This window comes from Lysobacter sp. Root667, assembly GCF_001427715.1.
Lineage (GTDB): Bacteria > Pseudomonadota > Gammaproteobacteria > Xanthomonadales > Xanthomonadaceae > Lysobacter.
The window spans coordinates 88,521-111,143 of sequence record NZ_LMHF01000014.1 but is presented as its reverse complement, the minus strand read 5'-3'; the positions used below and the strand labels follow the sequence as shown (position 1 = coordinate 111,143).

At 68.7% G+C, this 22,623-nt stretch carries 23 protein-coding genes; 13 read left to right on the top strand and 10 right to left on the bottom strand.

Going from position 1 to position 22,623, the window contains the following annotated elements; translation table 11 throughout:
* Nucleotides 1-64: 64 nt before the first annotated feature.
* On the bottom strand, nucleotides 65-982 hold the full coding sequence (locus tag ASD78_RS15865; RefSeq protein ID WP_055901250.1) for a sensor domain-containing protein: 918 nt from the start codon (nucleotides 980-982) through the stop codon (nucleotides 65-67).
* Entirely contained in the window at nucleotides 979-1,344 is a 366-nt protein-coding gene (locus ASD78_RS15860; protein ID WP_055901253.1) for a PadR family transcriptional regulator, read from the bottom strand. The genes ASD78_RS15865 and ASD78_RS15860 overlap by 4 nt, the downstream gene beginning before the upstream one ends.
* A gap of 169 nt (nucleotides 1,345-1,513) precedes the next feature.
* On the opposite strand from ASD78_RS15860, the gene ASD78_RS15855 reads away from it, so the two are divergent.
* Nucleotides 1,514-1,975, top strand: coding sequence for a DUF1579 family protein (locus tag ASD78_RS15855; RefSeq protein ID WP_056103185.1), 462 nt, complete (start codon nucleotides 1,514-1,516; stop codon nucleotides 1,973-1,975).
* A gap of 135 nt (nucleotides 1,976-2,110) precedes the next feature.
* Nucleotides 2,111-2,980, top strand: coding sequence for a peptidylprolyl isomerase (locus tag ASD78_RS15850; protein WP_235566532.1), 870 nt, complete (start codon nucleotides 2,111-2,113; stop codon nucleotides 2,978-2,980).
* A gap of 24 nt (nucleotides 2,981-3,004) precedes the next feature.
* On the opposite strand, the gene speG is transcribed toward ASD78_RS15850, so the two are convergent.
* The gene (speG, locus tag ASD78_RS15845; RefSeq protein WP_055901263.1) at nucleotides 3,005-3,553 is read right to left on the bottom strand and encodes a spermidine N1-acetyltransferase; all 549 of its coding nucleotides are present in this window, start codon (nucleotides 3,551-3,553) and stop codon (nucleotides 3,005-3,007) included.
* Between the two features lie 115 nt (nucleotides 3,554-3,668).
* On the opposite strand from speG, the gene ASD78_RS15840 reads away from it, so the two are divergent.
* A complete protein-coding gene (locus tag ASD78_RS15840; RefSeq protein WP_055901266.1) occupies nucleotides 3,669-3,965 on the top strand; it encodes a hypothetical protein in 297 nt (98 codons plus the stop codon).
* A 130-nt stretch (nucleotides 3,966-4,095) separates the two neighbouring features.
* Here the strand turns inward: ASD78_RS15840 and ASD78_RS15835 are convergent, their stop codons facing one another.
* Nucleotides 4,096-4,911 (bottom strand): DUF4349 domain-containing protein, encoded by an 816-nt coding sequence (locus ASD78_RS15835; protein WP_082575670.1) that lies wholly within the window; start codon nucleotides 4,909-4,911, stop codon nucleotides 4,096-4,098.
* A gap of 304 nt (nucleotides 4,912-5,215) precedes the next feature.
* Between ASD78_RS15835 and ASD78_RS15830 the strand changes: the two genes are divergently transcribed.
* Entirely contained in the window at nucleotides 5,216-7,045 is a 1,830-nt protein-coding gene (locus ASD78_RS15830) for a DUF885 domain-containing protein (protein ID WP_056103175.1), read from the top strand.
* Between the two features lie 128 nt (nucleotides 7,046-7,173).
* Here the strand turns inward: ASD78_RS15830 and ASD78_RS15825 are convergent, their stop codons facing one another.
* Entirely contained in the window at nucleotides 7,174-7,524 is a 351-nt protein-coding gene (locus tag ASD78_RS15825; RefSeq protein ID WP_056103173.1) for a GFA family protein, read from the bottom strand.
* Between the two features lie 299 nt (nucleotides 7,525-7,823).
* On the opposite strand from ASD78_RS15825, the gene fdhD reads away from it, so the two are divergent.
* The 7 genes from fdhD to ASD78_RS15790 all read left to right on the top strand — a co-directional run bounded on the left by fdhD (nucleotide 7,824) and on the right by ASD78_RS15790 (nucleotide 15,144).
* Entirely contained in the window at nucleotides 7,824-8,708 is an 885-nt protein-coding gene (fdhD, locus tag ASD78_RS15820) for a formate dehydrogenase accessory sulfurtransferase FdhD (protein WP_056103170.1), read from the top strand.
* A complete protein-coding gene (locus ASD78_RS15815) occupies nucleotides 8,705-11,056 on the top strand; it encodes an FdhF/YdeP family oxidoreductase (protein ID WP_056103167.1) in 2,352 nt (783 codons plus the stop codon). Before fdhD ends, ASD78_RS15815 begins: the two co-directional genes overlap by 4 nt.
* The gene (locus tag ASD78_RS15810) at nucleotides 11,040-11,294 is read left to right on the top strand and encodes a hypothetical protein (protein WP_235566520.1); all 255 of its coding nucleotides are present in this window, start codon (nucleotides 11,040-11,042) and stop codon (nucleotides 11,292-11,294) included. Before ASD78_RS15815 ends, ASD78_RS15810 begins: the two co-directional genes overlap by 17 nt.
* 103 nt (nucleotides 11,295-11,397) lie before the next feature.
* A complete protein-coding gene (locus tag ASD78_RS15805) occupies nucleotides 11,398-11,823 on the top strand; it encodes a VOC family protein (RefSeq protein WP_056103161.1) in 426 nt (141 codons plus the stop codon).
* Nucleotides 11,820-12,707, top strand: coding sequence for a DUF72 domain-containing protein (locus tag ASD78_RS15800; protein WP_082575669.1), 888 nt, complete (start codon nucleotides 11,820-11,822; stop codon nucleotides 12,705-12,707). Before ASD78_RS15805 ends, ASD78_RS15800 begins: the two co-directional genes overlap by 4 nt.
* Before the next feature lie 123 nt (nucleotides 12,708-12,830).
* Nucleotides 12,831-13,814 carry an aldo/keto reductase gene (locus tag ASD78_RS15795; RefSeq protein WP_056103157.1) on the top strand — a complete coding sequence of 328 codons (984 nt, stop codon included), beginning with the start codon at nucleotides 12,831-12,833 and terminating at the stop codon, nucleotides 13,812-13,814.
* Between the two features lie 7 nt (nucleotides 13,815-13,821).
* Nucleotides 13,822-15,144 carry an MFS transporter gene (locus tag ASD78_RS15790; RefSeq protein ID WP_056103154.1) on the top strand — a complete coding sequence of 441 codons (1,323 nt, stop codon included), beginning with the start codon at nucleotides 13,822-13,824 and terminating at the stop codon, nucleotides 15,142-15,144.
* 7 nt (nucleotides 15,145-15,151) lie between these two features.
* Here the strand turns inward: ASD78_RS15790 and ASD78_RS15785 are convergent, their stop codons facing one another.
* From ASD78_RS15785 to ASD78_RS15775, 3 genes are all read right to left on the bottom strand, one after another.
* Nucleotides 15,152-15,784, bottom strand: a complete 633-nt coding sequence (locus ASD78_RS15785) for a CatB-related O-acetyltransferase (RefSeq protein WP_056103149.1) — start codon at nucleotides 15,782-15,784, stop codon at nucleotides 15,152-15,154.
* Between the two features lie 59 nt (nucleotides 15,785-15,843).
* Nucleotides 15,844-17,406: a tetratricopeptide repeat protein gene (locus tag ASD78_RS15780; RefSeq protein ID WP_156087825.1), complete on the bottom strand. Its 1,563-nt coding sequence runs from the start codon at nucleotides 17,404-17,406 to the stop codon at nucleotides 15,844-15,846.
* Nucleotides 17,407-17,561: 155 nt separating this feature from the next.
* The gene (locus ASD78_RS15775; RefSeq protein WP_056103143.1) at nucleotides 17,562-18,200 is read right to left on the bottom strand and encodes an NAD(P)-dependent oxidoreductase; all 639 of its coding nucleotides are present in this window, start codon (nucleotides 18,198-18,200) and stop codon (nucleotides 17,562-17,564) included.
* 81 nt (nucleotides 18,201-18,281) lie between these two features.
* On the opposite strand from ASD78_RS15775, the gene ASD78_RS15770 reads away from it, so the two are divergent.
* On the top strand, nucleotides 18,282-19,184 hold the full coding sequence (locus ASD78_RS15770) for a LysR family transcriptional regulator (RefSeq protein ID WP_200944239.1): 903 nt from the start codon (nucleotides 18,282-18,284) through the stop codon (nucleotides 19,182-19,184).
* A gap of 99 nt (nucleotides 19,185-19,283) precedes the next feature.
* On the opposite strand, the gene ASD78_RS15765 is transcribed toward ASD78_RS15770, so the two are convergent.
* Nucleotides 19,284-20,195: a cyclase family protein gene (locus ASD78_RS15765; protein ID WP_056103140.1), complete on the bottom strand. Its 912-nt coding sequence runs from the start codon at nucleotides 20,193-20,195 to the stop codon at nucleotides 19,284-19,286.
* Nucleotides 20,196-20,209: 14 nt separating this feature from the next.
* Nucleotides 20,210-21,106, bottom strand: a complete 897-nt coding sequence (locus ASD78_RS15760; RefSeq protein ID WP_055901305.1) for a DMT family transporter — start codon at nucleotides 21,104-21,106, stop codon at nucleotides 20,210-20,212.
* A 245-nt stretch (nucleotides 21,107-21,351) separates the two neighbouring features.
* On the opposite strand from ASD78_RS15760, the gene ASD78_RS15755 reads away from it, so the two are divergent.
* On the top strand, nucleotides 21,352-22,236 hold the full coding sequence (locus ASD78_RS15755; protein WP_055901308.1) for a LysR substrate-binding domain-containing protein: 885 nt from the start codon (nucleotides 21,352-21,354) through the stop codon (nucleotides 22,234-22,236).
* The last annotated feature ends 387 nt before the right edge of the window (nucleotides 22,237-22,623 follow it).

Genomic DNA, 22,623 nt, shown 5'->3' with positions numbered 1-22,623 from the left:
GGGCTGAACGACGAAGGCCCGGCGGAGCGATCCGCCGGGCCTCCGCGTCTGCATGGCATCCCGCTCAGCTGTACTGCGACGACTTCACCAGCAGATGCTTGGCCAGCGCGCCGTGCAAGATGCCGACGCCGCGTGCGATGTGCAGGGTCACGAACAGCAGCACGATGCCCAGCGCCACCGCCAGCGGCCAGGTCCAGGGCGCCGACATCAGGTTGACGTCGTCGATCCAGAAGCCGGCGCCGAAACTGCCGAACAACATCGCGATCGGCGCCAGGATCAGCGACAGCGACACGCTCAGCCCGGTCACCGCGATCGTGAAGTAGAGGATGCCCAGCGGCATCATCAGCACCATGTACAGCAGAGTGCCCCAGGTGCGCGGGTCGACGAACATGTCCTTAATGCGGTCGAACAGCGGCTTGCCGCGGCCGCTGTACAAGGGCCGGCGCGGCATGCGCTCGCCCAGCATCACCTCGATCAGGCGCCCTTCGACCAGCGACAGCACCCGCACCGAACCCAGGAACAGGATCACGAACGGGATGCCGATGATCAGCACCGCCAGGCCGGCCGACAGCGAAGCGCCGGTGACCACCCAGGTGAAGTAGAAGATGCCGGTGGCCAGCGACAGCAGCATGTAGAACAGCGCGGCGTAGGTGCGCGGCTCGGCGGCGACGCCGAAGAACTGCCCCAGCACCGACTTGCGCGGCCGCGGCGGCGGCGCGCGCAACGCGGTCTGCACGGTGACCTCGGTATCGCGGTAGATCTCGGCGACCTCGTCGGGCGCGCCGTAGCTGCCGGCGACGGCGGCGATCACTTCGGCCTCGCTCCTGCCGGGGTTCTCGGCCAGTTCCGAGCGCAGGTACTCCTCGGCGTCGTAGAGCGCGTCCTGGACCAGCGCCGGATCGGCGCCGGCCAGCGCGGCGCGCAGGCGGTCGAGGTACTCGGGGATCGAATGCGGCAGCGGTTTGTCGGTGGTGGCGTTCATGCGGTCGGCCCTTCAAGGACGGAATCGACGGAATCTCGGGTGGCCCGCCAGGCCGAAGTCCATTGCTGCAGGACTTCGCGGCCGGTGTCGGTGATGCGGTAGTAGCGGCGCGGCGGCCCGGTCACCGAAGGCTCGACATGGCTGTCGAGCAGGCCCGCGGCGCCGAGGTTGCGCAGCACCGGGTAGAGCGCGCTCTGCTTGCCGCTGAGCACGCCCTCGCCTTCGCGCTCCAGGCGCTTGGCGATCTGGTAGCCGTACATCGGCTCGGCAGCGGCGCCGAGTACGGCCAACAGGGCCAGCGACACGGTGCCTGCGCTGAGCTCTTTCTGGAACTTTCTGAGGTGGCTTTCGATGTCGGTCATGGCCCGGTCCCGCTAGCTTGGAGACCACAGTAGTATTAAGTTCGCTATACCGCGCATGCCATTAGTAACTAGGCCGTACTACCGGGTCCCGACGACGAGGCTGCGGCCTGCACGCGCCCGTCCCAGGGGCCACGCTACGCTGCCGGTCCCACCGCAGCCGGAACTCGCCATGGATCTGCCCCACCCCGGTCCCGCGCATGCGCGGTTGATGCGTTTCGCCGGCCGCTGGCAAGGCGACGAATGGCTTTCGCCTTCGCCCTGGGGCCCCGGCGGCGCGGCGATCGGCCGCACCGTATGCCGGCCCTCATTGGACGGCATGGCCCTGATCCAGGAGTACGAGGAGGAGCGCGACGGCCAGGTTGTGTTCCACGGCCACGGCGTGTTCCTGATCGAGCCCGGCAGCGACACCGTGCTGTGGTGGTGGTTCGACAGCCTCGGATTCCCGCCCGAACCCGCGCGCGGCCGTTGGCAGGGCGAGGTGCTCAGCTTCGAGAAGGTCACCCCGCGCGGCGAAGCGCGTTATCGCTACGAATTCGACGGCGACCGCTATCGCTTCGTGATCGAGAACCGGTTCCCGGGCCAGGACGACTACACCGAGTTCATGCGTGGCGACTACACTCGCTCGACCTGAAGGGGAGATCCACCGATGCGTTCGAAGCCGTCCTCGTCCAAGCCGGCAGCATGGCTGTCGCCGCTGCTGATCGCCGCGACCTTGTTGTCGCTACCGCTGGCCGCCGCGGCCGCCGACGCGGCCAAGCCGCGCTCGATGCAGGAAATCCTCGACGCGACCAAGCCCGGCGACTGGCGCGCGCTCGACCCGCGCGACACCCTCTACCTCAGCCTGCCGCGCGGCCGGGTGGTAATCGAACTGGCGCCCGACTTCGCGCCCGCGCACGTCGCCAACATCCGCGCCCTGGCCCGCAACGGCTACTGGAACGGGCTCAGCATCAACCGCTCGCAGGACAATTTCGTGGTCCAGTGGGGCGACCCGGCCGAGGACGACAAGAGCCGCAAGCCGCTGGGCAAGGGCACCAAGGCCAAGCTTCCCGCCGAATTCACGCGCAGCAGCGACAAGTTGCCGTTCCACGTCCTGCCCGATCCCGACGGCTGGGCGCAGCAAGTCGGCTTCGCCGACGGCTTCCCGGCCGCGCGCGACACCGGCGCCAAGTCGGCCTGGCTCGCGCACTGCTACGGCATGGTCGGCGCCGGCCGCGACGTCGCCGCCGATTCCAGCAACGGCACCGAACTCTACGTCGTGATCGGCCAGTCGCCGCGCCAGCTCGACCGCAACATCACCGTGGTCGGCCGTGTGGTCCAGGGCATGGAACTGCTGTCGGTGCTGCCGCGCGGCACCGGCGCCCTGGGCTTCTACGAGAACCCGGCCCAGCGCGTGCCGATCGCCTCGATCCGCCTGGCCGCCGACGTGCCGAAGAAGGACCGGGTCGCGATCGAAGTACTGCGCACCGACAGCGCCGCCTTCGACGAGATCATCGAATCTCGCCGCAACCGCCGCGACGAGTGGTACAAGCAGCCGGCCGGCCATATCGACCTGTGCAACGTGCCGCTGCCCACGCGCGAAGTCAGCGAGAAGGCGCCGGCCAAGCCGAGCAAGCCCGGCAAACCCAAGTCCAAGTAAGCGACGCGCCTGCCGCCGCGACGCTCAGGCGTCGCGGCGCTGAGCCAGCACCTGATGCTGGAACAGGCACATCCGCACCACGCTGTGGTAGCGGCCGTCGCTGAAGAACTCGTCCCGCAGCACGCCCTCGCGCTCGAAGCCCGCGCCTTCGTAGATCGCGATCGCGCGATCGTTGTCGACGTCGACCAGCAGATAGAGCTTGTACAGGTTCAACACCCGGAACGCGTAGTTGATCGCCAGCCGCGTCGCCGCGCGCGCATAGCCGCGGCGCTGCTTTTCGGGCGAAATCATGATCAGGAATTCGGCGCGCCGGTGCATGTGGTCGATCTCGACCAGCTCGACCAGGCCGACCCGTTCGCCGTGCATATCCTCGACGATGAAGCGTCGTTCGGACTGGTCGTGGATGTGCTTACGGAACAGTTCTTCCAGCTCGACGAAGGACTCGTACGGCTCCTCGAACCAATAGCCCATCACGCTGCGGTTGTTGTTGAGCTGATGGACGAAATGCAGGTCGCTGCGTTCCAGCGGACGCAGGGTCACGGTCGGCGCGGCGGCGGATTCTTTCGCGTTCATGCGCGCACCCTACTCCATGGTCGTGGACGCCGGATGACGTAGCCCGGCGCCGTCACATCGCCTTAGCTCCGGCCCGCCTAGCCTCGCTGCGTTCCCCCGCGATAGGCCCAAACCCATGCCCCTGCTGCGACTGCGCGTGACCGGTAGCGAAGACGATGCCCGCGCCATCGGCAACCTCCTGGTGAGCCTGGACGGCATCGAACACGTCGAGGAAGTCGCCGACCTGATGCCGCGCATGGACGACGACGATTCCAGCTCGGCCGGGCTGCCCGACGATCGCGGTCCGGGCACCCACGAAATCGAGATCGAAGCGCCCAACCGCGCCAGCGCGGAGAAGGTGCGCGAGGCGGTGGAAGCGCTGGCCTTCGATCTGGACGTGCTGGTCGAATTCGAGAACGAAGAGGAACGCTGAAACCCGGCCGGGGTGGGCGCCGCATTCAGGCGCCCCCACGTTCATTCGGGGAATCGCCTTCAGCGCCGCGGCCACGCCCGGCAGCAGCGCGCGCATGCGCGCGTCGCCGGTGGCATCGGCGCGGCGCGCATCAGCCGGCCTTACGGCGCCGGCGCAGCAGGCGCACCAACCACAGGCCGGCCAGCACCACCACGCCCAGCGGCAGCAGCACTGCGAACGCACGGATCAGCCAGGCGATCACGCCGGTGACGATGCTGCCGAAATCGCCCAGCGCCTGACCGATCTCGCTGCGGTTGGCCTGCGACTGCGGCGCGTTGAAGCTCAGGGTCAGCAATTGAGTGTCGACCCGGCGCTGGTGCTGCGCGCCCTCCTGCTGCGCGCCCTGCAACTGCGCCTCGATCTGGGCGATCTGGGCCGACAGGATCATCATGTCCTGGATCTTCAGATCGCGACGGGCCTGGAATTCCAGCAGCCGCTCGTGCTCGCGGCGCAGGCGGTCCTGCAGCAGGCCGTTGTCGCGCATCACCACCGCCAGGTCCTCGGCGTGGGTGTTGCGGCTGGCGATCTCGTCGCCCTTGCCGGCCAGCGCGATCAGCGGATCCACACCGGCGGGCACCACCCGCACCTGCAGCCTGGCGCTGGGGAAGTCGCCGCCCTGCTGCTGCAAACCCAACACCGCGCAGGGACCGAACTTGCCGCCGTTGCAGGCGTCCTGCGCCGCGCGCAGGCGCTTGGGAATCTCGGCCGCCTCGACCTTGAGGTCGACTTCGTGTTCGTAGGCCAGCTTGACGCCGAGGTCCGCGGCGGCGCCCTGCGCGCGCCCAGGCGCGGCAGCCGTGCTTTCCGCTGGTGCAGCAGCGGCTTCGTCGTGCGCGGTCTGTTTGCTGCAGGCGGCCACGGCCGCCAAGGTCAAGGCCAACGCGGCCGTGGTCCAAACCCTGCGCATCGCGATTCTCCCCGAGCCCCCTGTGGGCTGGGCGGACTATGACACCGCCGCGACGGCGTCCACCAGCGGGGACGCCGTCGCGCGTTCAGCGCGGCGCAAGCCGGTCCTGCCATTGGACCGACCCTCTCTCTCGTCGCATCCGTTGCGAGCCCGCACCCCAAGTGCAGGCCCGCGCCGAGCGGCAGCGCATTGAGGTCGACGAACGAATCGGCAGAGCGCCCGCGACCAACGGCCTATGCGGCCCGCCCCCGGCGCGCGATATCCTCCGCGGGTCGCGGCGTCCGCCGCCCCCATGAGATTCGTTATGCGCCTGTCGCGAAAGTCGCCGCTAGCCCTGGCCCTGCTGACCGTCACCCTCGCCGCCTGCCAGCCCAAGGCGGCCGACGCGCCGCAGGCGCCCGCGGCGACCGCCAGCGCCGCGGTGCCGGCTTCCGACGCCGCCACCGACGCCCGCTTCGCCGAACTGTCCAAGCAGTGGCTGGACGGCTGGCTCAAGCTCAACCCGGTCTCGGCGACCCAGATCGGCGAACACCGCTACGACAGCGAAGTCGACGACCTCAGCGAAAGCGGCCGCAAGGCCCAGGTCGATTTCGCCAAGAAGCTGCTGGCCGAGCTAGACACGGTCGACCTGAGCAAGCTCTCGCGCGAGAACCAGATCGACGCAGCGATCCTGCGCAACCAGCTGCGTTCGGACATCTGGGGCATCGACACCCTGCAGAGCTGGGCCTGGGATCCGCAGGTCTACAGCGGCCTGGCCGGCGGCGCGATCTACAACCTGATGGCGCGCGAGTTCGCGCCGATGCCGCAGCGCCTGAAGTCGGCGACCGTGCGCATGGAGAAGATCCCGCAGATCTTCGCCCAGGCCCGCGCCAACCTCGACCCGACCCGGGTGCCGAAGATCCACGCCGAGACCGTCGCCAAGCAGAACGCCGGCGTGCTCAGCCTGGTCGACACCTTCATCCTGCCCAACGCCGGCCAGCTTCATGGCGCGGACCGCAAGCGCCTGGACGCCGCCGTCGCCGGCCTGCGCAAGGCCGTGGCCGAGCAGCAGAAGTGGCTGGACGAAACCCTGGTGCCCAACGCCAAGGGCAACTTCCGCATCGGCCAGACCCTGTACGACGAAAAGCTGCAGTACTCGCTGAACTCGTCGCTGTCGCGCGCCGAAATCAAGCAGCGCGCCGAGGCCGAGCTGGGCCGCGTGCGCGGCGACATGTACGCGATCGCGCAGAAGGTGCTGAAGGACAAGCCCAACGCACCCGCCTTGCCGGACAAGCCCAGCGCCGAGGAACAGCAGAAGGCGATCGAAGCCGCGCTGGAACTGGCCTACGCCGAGAAGCCCGCGCGCGACAAGGTGGTCGACTTCGCCAAGCAGACCCTGGCCGACGCGACCGCGTTCACCCGCGCCAAGGACCTGGTCACGGTGCCCAACGATCCGGTCAAGATCATCCTGATGCCGGAATTCCAGCGCGGTGTCGCGGTCGCCTACTGCGATTCGCCCGGCCCGCTCGATCGCGGCCTGGATACCTACTACGCGATCTCGCCGATTCCGGACGACTGGAGCGACAAGCAGGTCGACTCCTTCCTGCGCGAATACAACAACCGCATGATCCACCTGCTGTCGATCCACGAAGCGATGCCGGGCCACTACCTGGAAGGCGCGCATTCGGCCAAGTCGCCGTCGACCCTGCGCGCGGTGCTGCGTTCGGGCCTGTTCGCCGAAGGCTGGGCGGTCTACACCGAGGACATGATGGCCGACGCCGGCTATCTGGATAACGACCCGCTGTTCCGCCTGGTCCAGCTGAAGTTCTACCTGCGCACCATCGCCAACGCGATCCTCGACCAGGGCGTGCAGGTCGACAACTGGACCAAGGAACAGGCGATGGAGCTGATGACCAAGCAGGCCTTCCAGCAGGCCAGCGAGGCCGAAGGCAAGTGGGTGCGCGCGCAGCTGACCTCGGCGCAGTTGCCGACCTACTTCGTCGGCGCACAGGAGCACTTCGACATGCGCAAGGCGGTGGAGAGCAAGCTCGGCGCCCAGTTCAACGCCAAGGCCTACCACGACCAGGTGCTGTCCTACGGCGCGCCGCCGGTGCGTTTCGTGCGCCAGATGATGCTGAACGAGCCGATCAAATAAGGCGGCTTCCGCGTCGCCAGCTAGACCCGGACCGGCGCATCACGCGCCGGTCTTTTTTTTGGCGCGGATCGCAAACCAGGACCGCAGACCGGGATTACATACTGGGAACGCACGCCGGAATCGGTCGATCAATGATCGCGCCCATTCCAGGGCACGATCTTCAGCGCCGCCAGATCGACACCGTCCAGGCAGCGCACATTGATGCAGCCCATCGGCGAGCCGTCCGGCCCGGTGCCTTCGCTGAAAGGCGAAATTCCGCAGTTCGGGCAGAAGTGGTGGGCGATCACGCCGGTATTGAAACGGTAGGTGCCCAGGTCCGCCTCGTCCGTGGTCAGGCGCAGCGCCGCGCGCGGCACGAACCACAGCAGGCCGCCGCGCCTGCGGCACATCGAACAATTGCAATCCAGGGCCTGATCGATCTCGCCGTCGACTTCGTAGGCGACCTTGCCGCAGTGGCAACTACCGGTATGCGTCGTCATCCTCAGCCTCGTTGGTGTCGGCGCGCCGCGATCGGCGCGAGCGGAGCTTAGCGCGGCGGTGGCGCCGGCGAGTAGCGGCGACGTGCGGCCGCTTTCGCGGAACGTCGGCGCCTCCACTGCCGGCAGGCGCTATGGCCATAATCGTAACGAGGAACTTCACCCACAATAGGCGGGGAGTAGCCGACTATCGGATGGACCGGAGCCATTGGCCCCGCCACGAAAGATCGGCCTTGCCGGCACTCCCGGATGCCCTGTTCATAGGCTCCGAAGTACATACTGGCCGGTACGAGCGAATCCCCATGAGTCAGCTGCCCCCCAAGCCCGAGTCCGCCACCGCCGTGCAGCGCCGCGTGCGTCGCCGCCGCGGCGCGCGCGTGAGCGAGGGCCTGGATGCGATCGCCGCCGAAGTGCCGATCGCCTTGGTCTACAACGGCATCTCGTTCGCGGTGATGATGGCCACGCCCGAGGACCTGAGCGACTTCGCCCTGGGCTTCTCGCTCAGCGAGGGCATCGTCGCGAGCGCGGACGAACTGCGCATCGATGAGATCGCCGCATCGCTGGAAGGCATCAGCCTGCAACTGACGATACCCGAGCCGCGCGCCGCCGCGCTCGAACAACGCCGGCGCAATCTGCAAGGGCGCAGCGGTTGCGGCGTATGCGGCACCGAGAGCATCGAAGCCGTGCTGCGGCCGCCGCCGCGAGTCGGCGGCAGCGCACCGATCAGGGTCGACGCCCTGCACCGCGCCCTGCGCGAATTGCAGGGACGCCAGCCGCTCAACGCCCTGACCGGCGCCACCCATGCCGCGGCCTGGGCCGACGGCGACGGCCGCGTGGCGCTCGTGCGCGAGGATGTCGGCCGCCACAACGCGCTCGACAAGCTGATCGGCGCACTGGTCGCGACCGGACACGATCCGCTGCAGGGTTTCGCCGTGGTCACCAGCCGCGCCAGCTACGAAATGGCGATGAAAGCCGCACAGGCCGGCATTCCGCTGCTGGCCGCGATCTCCGCGCCGACCGCGTTGGCGATCGCGCTGGCGGAATCGGCCGGCCTGACCCTGATCGGCTTCGCCCGCGACGACGGGCATGCCGTCTACACCCATGCGCAGCGTCTGATCGAAGGCGAGGCGCAGCCATCGCAGGCCGCGCGCCCACACGCACGCAAGGCCATGGAATCGAAGTCATGAGCAAGAAAACCATCCGCCCCTACGACGGCCCGGCCGGCGGCTGGGGCGCCTTGCGCAGCGTCGCCAAGCACCTGCTGGAACAGGACGTGCCGGTGCACGGCGCGCGCACCCTGCTGTCGGCCAACCAGCCCGATGGCTTCGACTGCCCCGGCTGCGCCTGGCCCGACCGCGACCACACCTCCACCTTCGAGTTCTGCGAGAACGGCGCCAAGGCCGTCGCCGCCGAAGCCACGCGCCATCGCGCCACACCGGAACTGCTGGGCGGGTACACCGTGGCCGAGCTGGCCGGCTACAGCGATCAATGGCTGGAAAACCTGGGCCGCCTGACCCATCCCATGCGCTGGGACGCGGCCAGCGACCGCTACCTGCCGATCAGCTGGGACGAAGCCTTCGCCCGCATCGGCGCGCACCTCAACGCGCTCGACTCGCCCGACCGCGCGCTGTTCTACACCTCCGGACGCTGCAGCAACGAAGCCGCGTTCCTGTATCAGCTGTTCGTGCGCGAGTACGGCACCAACAACTTCCCCGACTGCTCGAACATGTGCCACGAGCCCTCGGGCACGGCCATGAAGGCCCAGCTCGGGACCGGCAAGGGCACCGTGCAACTGCGCGATTTCGAAATCGCCGAGGCGATCCTGATCTTCGGCCAGAACCCGGGCACCAACCACCCGCGCATGCTCGGCGAGCTGCGCAAGGCCGCCAAGCGCGGCGCCGCGATCGTGTCGTTCAACCCGTTGCGCGAGCGCGGGCTGGAGCGATTCGCCGACCCGCAGGACAAGCTGGAGATGCTGCACAACGGTTCGACCCGGATCTCGTCGGATTATTTCCAACTGCGCATCGGCGGCGACCTGGCCGCGGTCAAGGGCATGATCAAGCGCACCCTCGAAGTCGACGCGCAGGCGCAACGCGAGGGCCGCGAGCGGGTCCTCGATCTCGACTTCATCGCCGAGCACACCCAGGGCTTCGAAGCGTTCGCAGCCGAAGTCGCCGGCGAATCCTGGGAGACCATCGAAACCGAATCCGGCCTGAGCCGTGCCCAACTCGAACGCGCCGGAGATATCTATCTGCAGGCCAAGAGCGTGATCTGCTGCTGGGGCATGGGCATCACCCAGCACAAGCATTCGGTCGCGACCATCCAGATGCTCTGCAACCTGCTGCTGTTGCGCGGCAATATCGGCCGGCCCGGCGCCGGCCCCTGCCCGGTGCGCGGCCACAGCAACGTGCAGGGCGATCGCACCATGGGCATCTACGAGAAGCCGGCGCCGGCCTTCCTCGACCGGCTGCGCGAGGTGTTCGGCTTCGAGCCGCCGCGCGAACACGGCCACGACACCGTCGGCGCGATCGAGGCCATGCTCGACGGCCGCTGCAAGACCTTCTTCGGCCTGGGCGGCAATTTCGCCACCGCCACCCCCGACACCGAGGCCACCCATCGCGCGTTGCGTGGCTGCGACCTGACCGTGCACGTGACCACCAAGCTCAATCGCAGCCATCTGGTGCACGGACGCGACGCCTACATCCTGCCCTGTCTGGGCCGCACCGAGATCGACATCCAGGACGGCGCACCGCAAGCGATCACGGTCGAGGACTCGATGAGCATGGTCCACCTCTCGGCCGGCATCAACGCACCGGCCTCGGACAGCCTGCTGTCGGAGCCGGCGATCGTCGCGCACCTGGCCGCGGCGACTCTGGGCGCGCGCAGCAAGGTGCCGTGGCTGTGGCTGATCGGCGACTACGACCGCATCCGCGACCGCATCGCCGCGGTGTTCGACGACTTCCACGATTTCAACGAGCGCGTGCGCGTGCCCGGCGGCTTCCATCTGCCCAATCCGGCCGCCGAACTGCACTGGACCAACCCCGAGGGCAAGGCCCTGTTCAAGGCCCACGCGGTGCCGACCGACCTGCCGCTGCACCGCGCCCGCGCCAGCCGCGAGCAACCGGTATTCAACCTGGCCACCACGCGCTCGCACGACCAGTACAACACCACGATCTACGGCAGCGACGACCGCTACCGCGGAGTGTTCGGCGAGCGCCGGGTGCTGTTCATCCATCGCGACGACATCGCCGAACTGGGCCTGCAGGCCGGCGACTGGGTCGATCTGGAAAGCCTGTGCGAGGACCAGGTGCGGCGCATCGCGCGGCGCTTCCTGCTGGTCGAATACGACATCCCGCGCGGCTGCCTGGCCGCCTACTACCCCGAGACCAACGCGCTGGTGCCGCTGTCGAGTTTCGCCGACGAAGCGCGCACGCCGACGTCCAAGTCGATCCCGGTGATCGTGTACGCGCATCAGCCGCAGCCGGCGCAAGGCCTGCAATCGGCGCGGGACATCGGCTTTGTCCGAGCTGACTGAGCCTCTGCTGACAGCGCTGGCCGGCGAGCCGGCCGGGATCTCGCTGCCGCGCCTGTGCAAACGCCTGCGTGTGCGCATGAGCGTGCTGCTGCGCGAACTGGCCTGGATCGGCGAAGACGCGATCGGCGGCCAGGCCGGCCCCGGCTGGGTGCGGGTGGAAACACAGGGCGAAAGCCTGGTGGCCATCCTGACCGAGCGCGGGCGCGAACGCCTGACACAGGGCAATAGCGAACGCTGACCGTGTCGCGTTGCGGGCGCGCAATTCGAGTCCACGGATGCTTCACCTCGCAAGGCTATGCTTTGCCTTCATACCCGCTGAAGCAGCACCGCTGGAGCAGGCCATGGCCGTCGAAGGCAGCACCGTGATCCCGTCCCTGCGCTACCGCGACGCCGCCGCGGCGATCGAGTGGCTGTGCGCAGCGTTCGGTTTCGAGAAACACGCGGTCTACGCCGACGGCGCGACCGTGCATCACGCCGAACTGAGCTACGGCCGCGGCATGATCATGCTCGGCTCGGTCGACGACCACAGCGAATGGGGCCGGCGCATCGTCCAACCCGACGAGATCGGCGGCCGCGAAACCCAGGCCTGCTCGGTGATCGTGGCCGACGCCGACGCCCACTACGCTCGCGCCAAGGCGGCCGGTGCCCGCATCGAAGTCGAACCCGCCGATCAGGACTACGGCGGTCGCGCCTACACTTGCCGCGATCTCGAAGGCCGGATCTGGTGGTTCGGCACCTACAACCCATGGATGGCCAAGACCCAATGAGCCCCGCACGCCGCAGTACCGGTTCCGCGCCCGCGGACCTGTTCGCCACGCCCGCCCCGGACGACAGCGCCGGCGTTCCTTCCGTGCACGGCATCCGCATCGGCATCGGCGGCTGGACCTATGCGCCGTGGCGCAACAACTTCTACCCAGCCGGACTGGTGCAGCGGCGCGAGCTGGAATACGCCAGCCGTCAGCTCAGCAGCATCGAGATCAACGGCACCTTCTATAGCGCGCAGAAGCCGGCGACCTATGCCAAATGGGCGGCGGAAACGCCGCCCGCGTTCGCGTTTTCGCTCAAGGCGCCGGGACGGATCACCCAGTCCGGCGCACTGGCGCGCAACACCAAGGCGGCGCAGGCCTTCGTCGACGGCGGCCTGGCCGAGTTCGGCGAACGCCTGGGACCGATCCTGTGGCAGCTCGCGCCCAGCCGCAGCTTCGACCGCGACGATGTCGCCGCCTTCCTCGACGGCCTGCCGCGCGAACTGGAAGGACGTGCGCTGCGCCACGTGCTGGAAGTGCGCCACGACAGTTTCCGCGATCCGGCCTACCTGCAGCTCGCGCGCGAGCGCAGCGTCGCCACCGTATTCACCGATTCGACCGAATACCCGTCGCTGGCCGATATCACCGGCGATTTCGTCTACGCGCGGCTGATGCGCTCGCGTGCCGACATAGCCACCGGCTATTCCGATGCCGAACTCGACGACTGGGCGCGCCGCGCGCGCGAATGGGCCAGCGGCGGCGATCCCGCCGAATTGCCGCATGTCGCCGCTGCCGGCGAAGCCGGCGCGCGGCCGCGCCAGGTCTATCTGTATTTCATCAGCGCCGCCAAGGCCCGCAATCCGGCCGCGGCGATGGCGCTGATGCGGCGTCTGGGCGCGCGCTGAGTCCGCCGCTGCGGCCAGGCGCGACCGTCCGCACAGCGGGCATGGCTAACGGCACTGTCCCTCGCCCGCCGCGCGGGCGAGGCTGCGGCACTCCACGTCTTCCCCGCAACGCGAGAACGCGCCATGGCCAGCCGTCGGGATTTCCTCGCCACCGCCACCCTCACCGCCACCGGACTGGCGCTCGCGCCGCTGGCGGCCTGCAGCCAGGATACGCCGCGTCCGCTGAGCGTCGACCCGAAAAAGCCGGCCGGTGCGCTCACCGCGGAGCAACCGTTCCGCGGCACCCTGCTCAAACGGGCGATTCCCTCCAGCGGCGAACAGCTGCCGGTCATCGGCATGGGCACCTCGGGCAGCTTCGAAGTAGGCGCCGGCGCGGATGCACGCGAGCCGCTGCGCGAAGTGCTCAAGCGCTTCGTCGATGCCGGCGCCAGCGTGATCGACACCGCGCCGACCTATTCCAGCGCCGAGGACGTGCTCGGCGATCTGGTCGCGCAGGCGCAGGCGCGCCCCAAGCTGTTCCTGGCCACCAAGCTCTCCGGCGTGAGCGGGCGCGACGAAGGCCTCGCTCAGTTCGGCGAGTCGCTGCGCAGGCTGAAGACCGACAAGATCGACCTGCTGCAGGTCCACAACCTGCGCGACACCGCCACCCAGCTGGCGCTGGCGCGCGAGCTCAAACAGCAGGGCAAGGTGCGTTACGTCGGCCTGACCCATTACCGCGACGACGCCCAGGCCCAACTCGCGGCCGAGATGCGCGCGCGCAAGCCGGACTTCGTCCAGATCAACTACTCGCCGGTATCGCGCGGCGCCGAACGGACCATCTTCCCGCTCGCGCGCGAGCTCGGCATCGCGGTGATGGTCAACCGCGCATTCGAGGACGGCCGCCTGTTCGCGCAAGTTCGCGACAAGCCGGTGCCGGATTGGGCCGCCGAGGTCGGCGCCGATTCCTGGGCGCAGCTGTTCCTGAAGTTCGTGCTCAGCGAGCCGGCGGTGACGGTGGTGATCCCGGCCACCTCCAAGCCCAAGAACCAGACCGACAATCTCAAGGCCGGCGTCGGCGCCCTGCTGGACGCAAAACAAAGCACAGCCCTGATCGCGGCGATCGGCTGAGCCGCGCATGAGCCGCGCCGCGACGCTGCGCCACCTCGCCCGCGTGTTCGGCGTCGACGAGCGCGAGACCGCACCGGCGCTGGCCGGCGCCGCGCTGTTCTTCCTGCTGTTCGCCGGCTATTTCATGCTGCGCCCGGTGCGCGAGACCATGGGCATCGCCGGCGGCGTCGACAACCTGCAGTGGCTGTTCACCGGCACCTTCGTCGCCACGCTCGCGGCCATGCCGCTGTTCGGCTGGCTGGCCACGCGCGTGCGGCGCCGACACGTGCTGCCCTGGACCTTCGGCTTCTTCGCCCTGAACCTGATCGGTTTCGCGATCGGCTTCCATTGGGCGCCGGACAATCTATGGTTCGCGCGCAGCTTCTACATCTGGCTGTCGGTGTTCAACCTGATCGCGATCTCCTTGGCCTGGAGCGTGCTCGCCGATCTGTTCCCGACCTCGCAGGCCAAGCGCGTGTTCGCCCTGATGGCCTCCGGCGCCAGCCTGGGCGGATTGGTCGGCCCGCTGCTGGGCGTGATCCTGGTCGGCCGGATCGGCCATGCCGGATTGCTGTGGCTGTCGGCGGCGCTGCTGATCGCCGCGATCGAGGTTGCGCGACAGCTGCAAGGGTGGCGCGACGCGCATCCCTTCCATGCCGACTCCAGCGCCGCGGCGCGGGCACGGCCGCTGGGCGGCAGCCCGTTCGCGGGCTTCACCGACGTGCTGCGCTCGCCGTTCCTGCTCGGCGTCGCGCTGTTCGTGCTGCTGCTGGCCAGCGTCAACACCTTCCTGTATTTCGAACAGGCGCGGCTGGTCGAATTGACCTTTCCCGACCGCACCGACCAGACCCGCGTGTTCGGCACCATCGACGTCGTCGTGCAGAGCCTGGCGATCGGGTCGCAGCTGTTCCTGACCGGGCGCCTGGCGCAGCGCCTGGGCGTCGGCGTGCTGCTGGTCGCGGTGCCGCTGGCGATCGTGTTCGGCTTCTTCTGGCTGGCGCTGGCGCCGACCTTCGCGGTGCTGGCGGTGGTGATGGTGGTGCGCCGCGCGGGCGAGTACGGACTGGTGCGGCCCGGCCGCGAGATGCTGTTCACCGCGGTGTCGCCGCAGGCCAAGTACAAGGCCAAGAACTTCATCGATTCGGTGGTCTATCGCGGCGGCGACGCGGTCAGCGGTTGGGCCAAGGCCTTGACCGACGCCGTCGCCCAGCAGCCGGCCCTGGCCGCGCTGATCGGCGCGGCGCTGTCGCTGGCCTGGGCCTGCACCGGCGCGGGGCTCGCGCGCTCGCACGCGCGGCAGGCCGCCGCACAAGAGTCCCCGATCGGCGAAGCCGCTGCGCGCGCGAGCTAGCTTGCGCTCACAGCGCCGCCTCCAGCGCGTCCAGGTCGGCGCCGACGATCAGTTCCAGGTTGCGGCTGACCTTGTCCGCATCCCAATCCCACCAGGCGATGCGCAGCAGCCGCTGCACTTGGATCTCGTCGTAGCGCATGCGCACCACCCGCGCCGGATTGCCGGCGACGATCGCATAGGCCGGCACGTCCGAACTCACCACCGAACGCGCGGCCACGATGGCGCCGTCGCCGACCCGCACGCCGGGCATCAGCATGGCCTCGTAGCCGATCCAGACGTCGTTGCCGACCACGGTGTCGCCCTTGTACGGCAGTTCCTGCGGCAGGGGCGTGCTGCCTTCCCAACCGTTGCCGAAGATGTGGAAGGGATAGGTCGAAAACCCCGACATGCGGTGGTTGGCGCCGTTCATGACGAAAGTGGCGCCGCGCGCGATCGCGCAATAGCGACCGATGATCAGGCGGTCGCCGATGAACGGGAACAGGTACAGCACGTTGCGGGCGAAGCCCTCGGAATCCTCGGGATCGTCGTAGTAGCTGTATTCGCCGACCTGGATCTGCGGGTTGTCGATCGTGTTGCGGATGTAGCAGATCTGCGGAAAGCCGCGCATCGGATGCGGGTCGTTGGGATCGGGGCCGTGCATGCGGGCTCCTGCGTGCGTGACGAGCCGCAAGTATGCCAGCCGCCCGCGCCGCACCGGATTCACTGCATTTCGTTGACGCCGTAGATGTCGTAGCGCCCGATGCGTCCGACGCGCGCGACCGCGTCCTGCACCGGCTTGCGCGCGATCAGTTCGGCCTTGCGCGCGCGCCAGGCCCGGTCCTCCGGCAAAGGCTCGGCGACGCGGAAGATCTGCAGCCACTCCAGTACGCCGCTGCGCTCCGTCGGCGATGCCAACAGCTCCAGCAGCGCCGACTCGGCTTCGTCCAGGCGTGCGGACACCAGCAGCGCGTCCAGATAGATTTCCTGTGCATCCTTGCGGTGCTCGCGCAGATAAGCCAATGCGCGCCCGGTGCCATCGGCGTCGTCCTTCAGCAAGGCGCCGCGCAGTTGTACGAAGGTCTGGGTCATCCGTCCGTAGCCGGTCATGTCGTCGCCCGCGCGCGCGGCGGCGGCCAAGGCTTCATCGGCGCGCCCCAGGGAGGTGTAATAGCTCCCCAGATTCAGGGCCTGACTGACATTGCCGGCGCCGCCTTCCTTGTATCGGCTGGCGCGTTGGAGCTCCAGCAGCGCCTCGTCGAAACGGCCGAGCCGGCGCAGGGCGATGGCGCGGTTGTTCATCAACCAGACCTCGTAGCCCATGTCCCTGTAGGGCGCTCGATCGGCGGGCGCTTCGGCGATGCTCGCCAACACTCGATTGGAATAGGCCAGAGCCTCTTCGAAGCGGCCTGCGGTCAACAGGGCATAGCTGAGGTACATGCTCAGCTCCAGCGAGTCGGGCCGCGTGTCCACCAATGAACGGTAAAGGTCCACCTCACGCGTGGCGGCATTCTCGACGTCGTAGTCGGAGGCACTGCAGTCGACGATCGCATCGAAACGTTTGTCGGCGCGCAGCTTGACCAGTTCCATGGGCGTGGAGATGCGGCGGATCGCCACGCGCGCGGCGTCGGTTTCGCCGCGATCCATGCGCATCAGCGCCAGCTCGTACCAGATCGCGCTCACGCCCTGCCCTTTGCGCCACCAATTCGCATCCAGCAGCGCTTGCAACAGATCCAGACGCAGCTGCGAGCGCGGCTCGAGCCGATAGATCAGCTGAAAGATGTGGCTATCGTCGAGATTGTCCAACAGCTCCGGCCAATGCTCGATCAAGTGGATCAGCGATCTGGTAGCCGCCTCATGGTCTTCCCGCATGCGTTCCAGGTTGGACAGCATGTACCAGTCGTCTGGATCGCCGGGATCGGTGGCGATGGCGCGCCGATACAGCTCGAGTGCGCGCTGGGTCTGATCCAGGCGCCAGGCGTTGGAGCCGGCCGCCGACAAGGTACGGCGCTGATCGTCCACGGACAGGCGGGCGAAGCGGGGATCTTCGATGGCCGCGCTGAGCGCCCGATCCGCCTCCTTGCGGTAGGCGCATTCGGCCAGGGTCAACGCGACCAGCCGGCGCTGATCGTAGGTCCGGAACAGGAAGGGCTTACGCGCGCGCTCCGCGGCGACGGCCAGCGCGCCGAGGTGCTCGCAATCGACTTCGGCGTCCGCGTACGCCGTTGGGCTGAACCCCATAACCAGACTCAGGGCGATGCTCGCCCCGACAAGCTTGCCGCGCATGCCGTCCCCTGCCGGCGCATCGCGCCGGTCCTACCCAGATGCGGGCAGGTTAACCGAACCGCCACGGGCGGTAGCGCGTTCCGGCGCAAGGCGAGCCGTTCCGGCGCTGGCCCGGGCGACGACGCGCGGTGGCTGTCACCGCGCGCCGCCCCGGCTCAGTAGGCGATGCTGAAACGACGGCGGCTGTGCGCCGAGTTCTCCAGCTCGTCGATCATCGCCACCGCGTAGTCCTCGACCGAGATCTTGCTGTCGCCCCGTTCGTCGACCAGCAGTTGCTCGCCACCGATGCGGAAACGGCCGGTGCGTTCGCCGGGGGCGATCAGCGCGGCCGGGCTGAAGAAGGTCCAGTCCAGCGACGGCTCCGCGCGCAGGGATTCGAGCACGTCGCGTCCGGCCAGTGCGGTGTCCTTCCATTGCGCCGGAAATTCCGGGGTATCGACCAATTGCAGGCCGGGCGCGACCTCCAGGCTGCCGGCTCCGCCGACCACCAGCAAACGCGGCACCCCGGCCTGCTTGGTCGCGGCGACGATCGCGGCGGTGCCGCGATTGTGGTAGCCGCGCACGTCGTCCTGAGCGTGGCCGCTGAAGGCGCTGATCACGGCGTCGTGGCCGGCCAGCTGAGGGGCCAGGCGCTCGACATCGAGCACGTCGGTGCCGAGCACGGTCAGGCCCGCGGCGGGCTCCAGCCGCTCCGGGCGGCCGACCAGGGCGGTGACGCGGTGGCCGCGCGACAGGGCTTCGTTACGCAGCGCCGAGCCGATGAAGCCGCTGGCGCCGATCAGGGCGATGTTCATGGGATTGCTCCGGGTGGGTTGAGTGGGTTTAGTATTCCGAATACAAGACCGCCCGATAATCCCTCGGATTTCGCTATCACTATGAAGCTGGACTTCACGATAGACCGCCTCAAGCGCATGGCCCTGTACGCCCGCGTGGTCGAACTGGGCTCGATGAGCGCGGCCGCGCGCGAGCAGGCCATGACCCCGTCGGCGGTCAGCCAGCAGCTGCGCCGGCTGGAGGAGGAGATCGGCGTGGCCCTGCTCCACCGCTCCACCCGCAAGCTCACCACCACCGAAGCCGGGCAGGCCTACTACGAGGACTGCGCGGCGATGCTGCACGCCGCGCGCGCGGCCGAGCGCCGGCTCGGCGACCTGCGCGACGAGCCGCGCGGCGAATTGCGGATCGCGGTGCCGGTGGGTTTCGCCAGCCACCTGGCCGGCGCGCTGGCGCCGCTGCTGCACGCGCATCCGGCGCTGTCGCTGCGCCTGTTCGCCGAGGACCGCCAAATCGACCTGATCGGCGAACGCATCGACCTGGCGGTGCGGGTGGGCCGGCTGGTCGATTCCAACCTGGTCGCGCGCCGTCTGGCCGAGTGGAACTACCTGCTCGCGACCACGTCCGCCTACGCCCAGGCGCACGGGCTGCCGCGCACGCCGGAGGAGCTGGGCCAGCATCCGATGCTGATGCTGAGCGTGATCAATCAGCCCGAGTACGTCGAACTGCACCGCCCGGGCGAACCGATGCGGCGCGTGCGCGTGGGCGGCCGCATCGTCGGCAACAGCGCCGAGGCGCTCAAGCAGATGATGCTGCAGGGCCTGGGCATCATGCGTTTGCCCGGTCCCGACGCGGCGCCGCTGCTAGCCGACGGCCGTGCGGTGCGCGTCCTGCCGGACTGGTCGATGGCGCCGCTGGGCGTGTATGCGGTCACCGCCCAACGCGAGTCGCAACCGGCCAAGGTGCGGCTGGCGATCGCCGCGCTGCAGGCCTACCTGGCCGACTGAGTCACGCCCACTGAGTCACGCCCACTGAGTCACGCCCACTGGGTCATGCCCACTGGGTCATGGCCCCTGGGTCATGCCCACTGAGGCATGCCCACCGAATCAGCCCAATCGCGCCAGTGCGCGCACCGGGAAGGTGCCGGCGCCGCGCACCTTGGGCGGGATCGCGCTGAACGCGAAACCTTCGTCCGGCAGCGCGGCGAGGTTGCGCAGATGCTCGACGATCAGAATGTCGGCGCCGAGCAAGGTGCTGTGCACCGGCCGCGCGCGGCCGCGGGTGTCGTCGATGTTCATCGAGTCGATGCCGACCAGCTTGACGCCGCAGTCGCGCAGATAGACCGCCGCGTCTTCGGTCAGGAACGGATGCCCGACCGCATAGCTGGGATCGGCCCAGTGCGCGTCCCAACCGGTGTGCACCAGCACCGCGCGGCCGCGAATTTCCTTATCGCGGAACCAGGACGCGTCGATGGCCTTGACCTCGCGGTGGTCGGCGCGCACCACGATGCCGTCGAGATCGGCGAAGGCTTCGGCTTCGATCTGGGCCAGGTCGTGGCCGTGCTCGTAGCGGTGGAACGGGCAGTCGAGATAGGTGCCGGTGTTGGCGACCATCTCGATGCGCGCGATGTGGAACTCGGTGCCGGCCTCGTAGACCTCGCGCGAGGCCTCGCGGCTGAGGTAGTCGCACACGCGCGCCGCCGGCAGGCCCGGGTAGGTGACCAGGCCGTCCTCGATGGTGTGGCTGAGATCGACGTAGATCCGCCGCCCCGGCTCGGCCGCATCGGCCTTGCGCTTGTGCGCCTCGACGATGACCGCCTTGTTGAGGATGCGCGCCTGCCCGACCATCAGCAGGCGCAGATCGCGGACGATGTAGTCGACCAAGGCGGAATCGGCGATGTCGTCGCCGTCGATATCGAGGCGGAAGTCCTGGCCCTGGATGCCGCCGCCGTTGGTGAACTCGATTTCGAAGTCGAAGCGGACGCGGTGCTGCACGGGATCGCGATGGGTATCGTTCATGGGTCCGTGCTCTTTCAGCGACCGCTGCGCTGGCTCAGCGCGACGCTGCCCAGGATCATCGCGCCGGCGATGCCCATGGTCAGGGTCAGCGGTTCGTCCAGCAGCAACCAGGCCCAGGCCACGCCGAACACCGGGATCAGATAGGTCACGGTCGAAGCGCGGTTGGCGCCGATGCGCGCGATCAGGCGGTAGTACATGACGAAGGCCGCACCGGTGCAGAGCACGCCCAGCATCGCCGCCGATAGCCACGACTTCACCGGAATCGCCTGCGTGGGCCATTGGCTGAGCGCGAACGGCAGAGTCAGCAGCGCCGAGACGCCGAGCGTGGCCGAGGCGACCGCGGCCGGCGGCAGGCCGGTCAGGTGACGGCGCACCAGATTGATGCCGATGCCGTAGAGGAAGGCCGCACCCGCGCCCGCCGCCACCGCCCAGCTGATGCTGGCGCCGGCGGTCTTGCCGCTGGCCAGCACCACCACGCCGAGGAAGCCGACCAGCAAGGCCACGCCGCGGCGCGCGCCGATCTTCTCGCCGAAGAACAGGAACCCGACCAGCGCCGTGAACAGCACCGTCATCGCATTGGCGATCGCGCCGATGCCGGCCGGCGCGCGTTGCGCGGCCCAGGCGAACAGCATGAAGGGCACCGCCGAATTGATCGCGCCGATCAGGGCGATCTTCGGCCACAGCTTGGCCGGGAACTGTGCGCGCGCGCGCCACAGGAAAGGCAGCAGCACCAGCGAGCCCAGCGCCAGACGCACTTCGACCAGCGGCATCGCGCCGAAGTCGTGGACAGCGATGCGCATGAACAGGAACGATGCGCCCCAGATCGCGCCCAGCACGCCCAGTTCCAACGGCGTCATCCAGGCCTGCGTCGCAGGCGTCTCCAGGGGTACGGCGGTATCGATCGACGGCATGACGGGACTCGCATGGGGGCGGTGGGGGTGGTGCGGTCTTGCGCTGCGATGCGCTGCAGGTGGAGGCCGATCGGGTGCTGCCGGTTTCGTTGCGCGAGCATGGACCCGGATCGGCAGGCCGCGGTCGCATTACGAGCCGGCTTTGGCAACAGCCAGATTTCTGGCTGAGACCATTGTCCTCACCCTAGCCGGCATCACAAGCGCATACTTTGGAGGTCAGGCACAAACTGGATTTGAGGCTAGCCATGGCCCTGCGTTCCGACCTGTTACCGGCGCTGGCGGCATTCGAAGCCGCCGCCCGTCACCAGAATTTCGCCCATGCCGCCGAGGAGCTGCACCTGACCGCGAGCGCGGTCAGCCACCACGTGCGCAAGCTGGAAGCGCGGCTGGAAGTCAGCCTGTTCCAGCGCCACGCGCGCGGCGTGTCGCTGACCACCGAAGGCCGCCAGCTCGCCGACGCCGCGGGCTCGGCGATGGCGGACATGGAAGGCGTGCTGCGCAGCCTGCGGGCGGCGGGCGCCGAGCACGACCGTATCCGCATCACCACCCTGCACTCGCTGGCCTACACCTGGCTGCTGCCGCGCATGCCCGGCTTCGTCGCCGCGCATCCGCAGCTGTGCTTGAGCGTGGACACCGAGATCGCCCTGACCCGTTTCGACGAGGGCGGTCCCGACCTGGGCATCCGCCACGGCCCCGGCCACTGGCCGGGTCTGACCGCGCACCACCTGATGGACGACTACCTGTTCCCGGTCGCCTCGCCCAATTTGCCGGGCGTGTCCGAACTCGGCGAAGCCGCGCACGTCGCGCGCCTGCCGCTCATCTCCGACCACGCCCGCCAGGGCTGGCACGACTGGTTCCGCGCCGCCGAAGTGCATGGGGTCAAGCTCAACGAACGCTACAGCTTCAGCGATACCACCGATGCGCTACAAGCCGCGGTGTACGGCCTGGGCGCGGCGCTGGCGCGCGAACAGGTCGCCGTACCCTACCTGCGCTCGGGCCATCTGGTGCGCCTGCCCGGCCCCTCGGTCAAGGCGCGCTGGGGCTACTACGCCGTGTACCCCGCGCACCGCCGCCTGCGCGCTTCGGCGCGACTGTTTCTGGATTGGTTGCTGGCGGTGGAGAAAGACTGAAGCAACGCCTGCGCTTCGGGGCAGGAGCGGCGTAAGCCGCGACCCGGAACCCTGCCTGCCATCGTTGGTTTCGTCGCACGCGAGGATTCGCGGTCGCGGCTTACGCCGCTCCTTCCCCAGCCTCCACAAGGCATGGCATCCACACGCTGCGCTTTCTGTGGGAGCGACGTAAGTCGCGATTGCATGCCAACGCGGCGACCAGCGGGATCGATCGCGACTTACGTCGCTCCCACCATGAACCCGGTCGGCATCGTAATTTCTGAATCGCGGGCGGCCGGTTGAGGAGAATCGACGTGCTACCCGGCACTCCGATGGCTTCACCCATTTTTCGAGCGCATCGGACCAGAGGCCCGCGTCGAAGCCGATGTCCGGCCGCATGGAGAATCC

Coding starts and splice junctions, on each gene's coding strand:
- ASD78_RS15855 (WP_056103185.1), top strand. CDS start 1,514: ATGGATCTGCCCCACCCCGGTCCCGCGCATGCGCGGTTGATGCGTTTC.
- ASD78_RS15760 (WP_055901305.1), bottom strand. CDS start 21,106: ATGCCGTCGATCGATACCGCCGTACCCCTGGAGACGCCTGCGACGCAG.
- ASD78_RS15865 (WP_055901250.1), bottom strand. CDS start 982: ATGAACGCCACCACCGACAAACCGCTGCCGCATTCGATCCCCGAGTAC.
- ASD78_RS15830 (WP_056103175.1), top strand. CDS start 5,216: ATGCGCCTGTCGCGAAAGTCGCCGCTAGCCCTGGCCCTGCTGACCGTC.
- ASD78_RS15775 (WP_056103143.1), bottom strand. CDS start 18,200: ATGAACATCGCCCTGATCGGCGCCAGCGGCTTCATCGGCTCGGCGCTG.
- ASD78_RS15805 (WP_056103161.1), top strand. CDS start 11,398: ATGGCCGTCGAAGGCAGCACCGTGATCCCGTCCCTGCGCTACCGCGAC.
- ASD78_RS15815 (WP_056103167.1), top strand. CDS start 8,705: ATGAGCAAGAAAACCATCCGCCCCTACGACGGCCCGGCCGGCGGCTGG.
- ASD78_RS15840 (WP_055901266.1), top strand. CDS start 3,669: ATGCCCCTGCTGCGACTGCGCGTGACCGGTAGCGAAGACGATGCCCGC.
- speG (WP_055901263.1), bottom strand. CDS start 3,553: ATGAACGCGAAAGAATCCGCCGCCGCGCCGACCGTGACCCTGCGTCCG.
- ASD78_RS15780 (WP_156087825.1), bottom strand. CDS start 17,406: ATGCGCGGCAAGCTTGTCGGGGCGAGCATCGCCCTGAGTCTGGTTATG.
- ASD78_RS15860 (WP_055901253.1), bottom strand. CDS start 1,344: ATGACCGACATCGAAAGCCACCTCAGAAAGTTCCAGAAAGAGCTCAGC.
- ASD78_RS15825 (WP_056103173.1), bottom strand. CDS start 7,524: ATGACGACGCATACCGGTAGTTGCCACTGCGGCAAGGTCGCCTACGAA.
- ASD78_RS15770 (WP_200944239.1), top strand. CDS start 18,282: ATGAAGCTGGACTTCACGATAGACCGCCTCAAGCGCATGGCCCTGTAC.
- fdhD (WP_056103170.1), top strand. CDS start 7,824: ATGAGTCAGCTGCCCCCCAAGCCCGAGTCCGCCACCGCCGTGCAGCGC.
- ASD78_RS15795 (WP_056103157.1), top strand. CDS start 12,831: ATGGCCAGCCGTCGGGATTTCCTCGCCACCGCCACCCTCACCGCCACC.
- ASD78_RS15835 (WP_082575670.1), bottom strand. CDS start 4,911: ATGCGCAGGGTTTGGACCACGGCCGCGTTGGCCTTGACCTTGGCGGCC.
- ASD78_RS15800 (WP_082575669.1), top strand. CDS start 11,820: ATGAGCCCCGCACGCCGCAGTACCGGTTCCGCGCCCGCGGACCTGTTC.
- ASD78_RS15755 (WP_055901308.1), top strand. CDS start 21,352: ATGGCCCTGCGTTCCGACCTGTTACCGGCGCTGGCGGCATTCGAAGCC.
- ASD78_RS15765 (WP_056103140.1), bottom strand. CDS start 20,195: ATGAACGATACCCATCGCGATCCCGTGCAGCACCGCGTCCGCTTCGAC.
- ASD78_RS15785 (WP_056103149.1), bottom strand. CDS start 15,784: ATGCACGGCCCCGATCCCAACGACCCGCATCCGATGCGCGGCTTTCCG.
- ASD78_RS15850 (WP_235566532.1), top strand. CDS start 2,111: ATGCAGGAAATCCTCGACGCGACCAAGCCCGGCGACTGGCGCGCGCTC.
- ASD78_RS15790 (WP_056103154.1), top strand. CDS start 13,822: ATGAGCCGCGCCGCGACGCTGCGCCACCTCGCCCGCGTGTTCGGCGTC.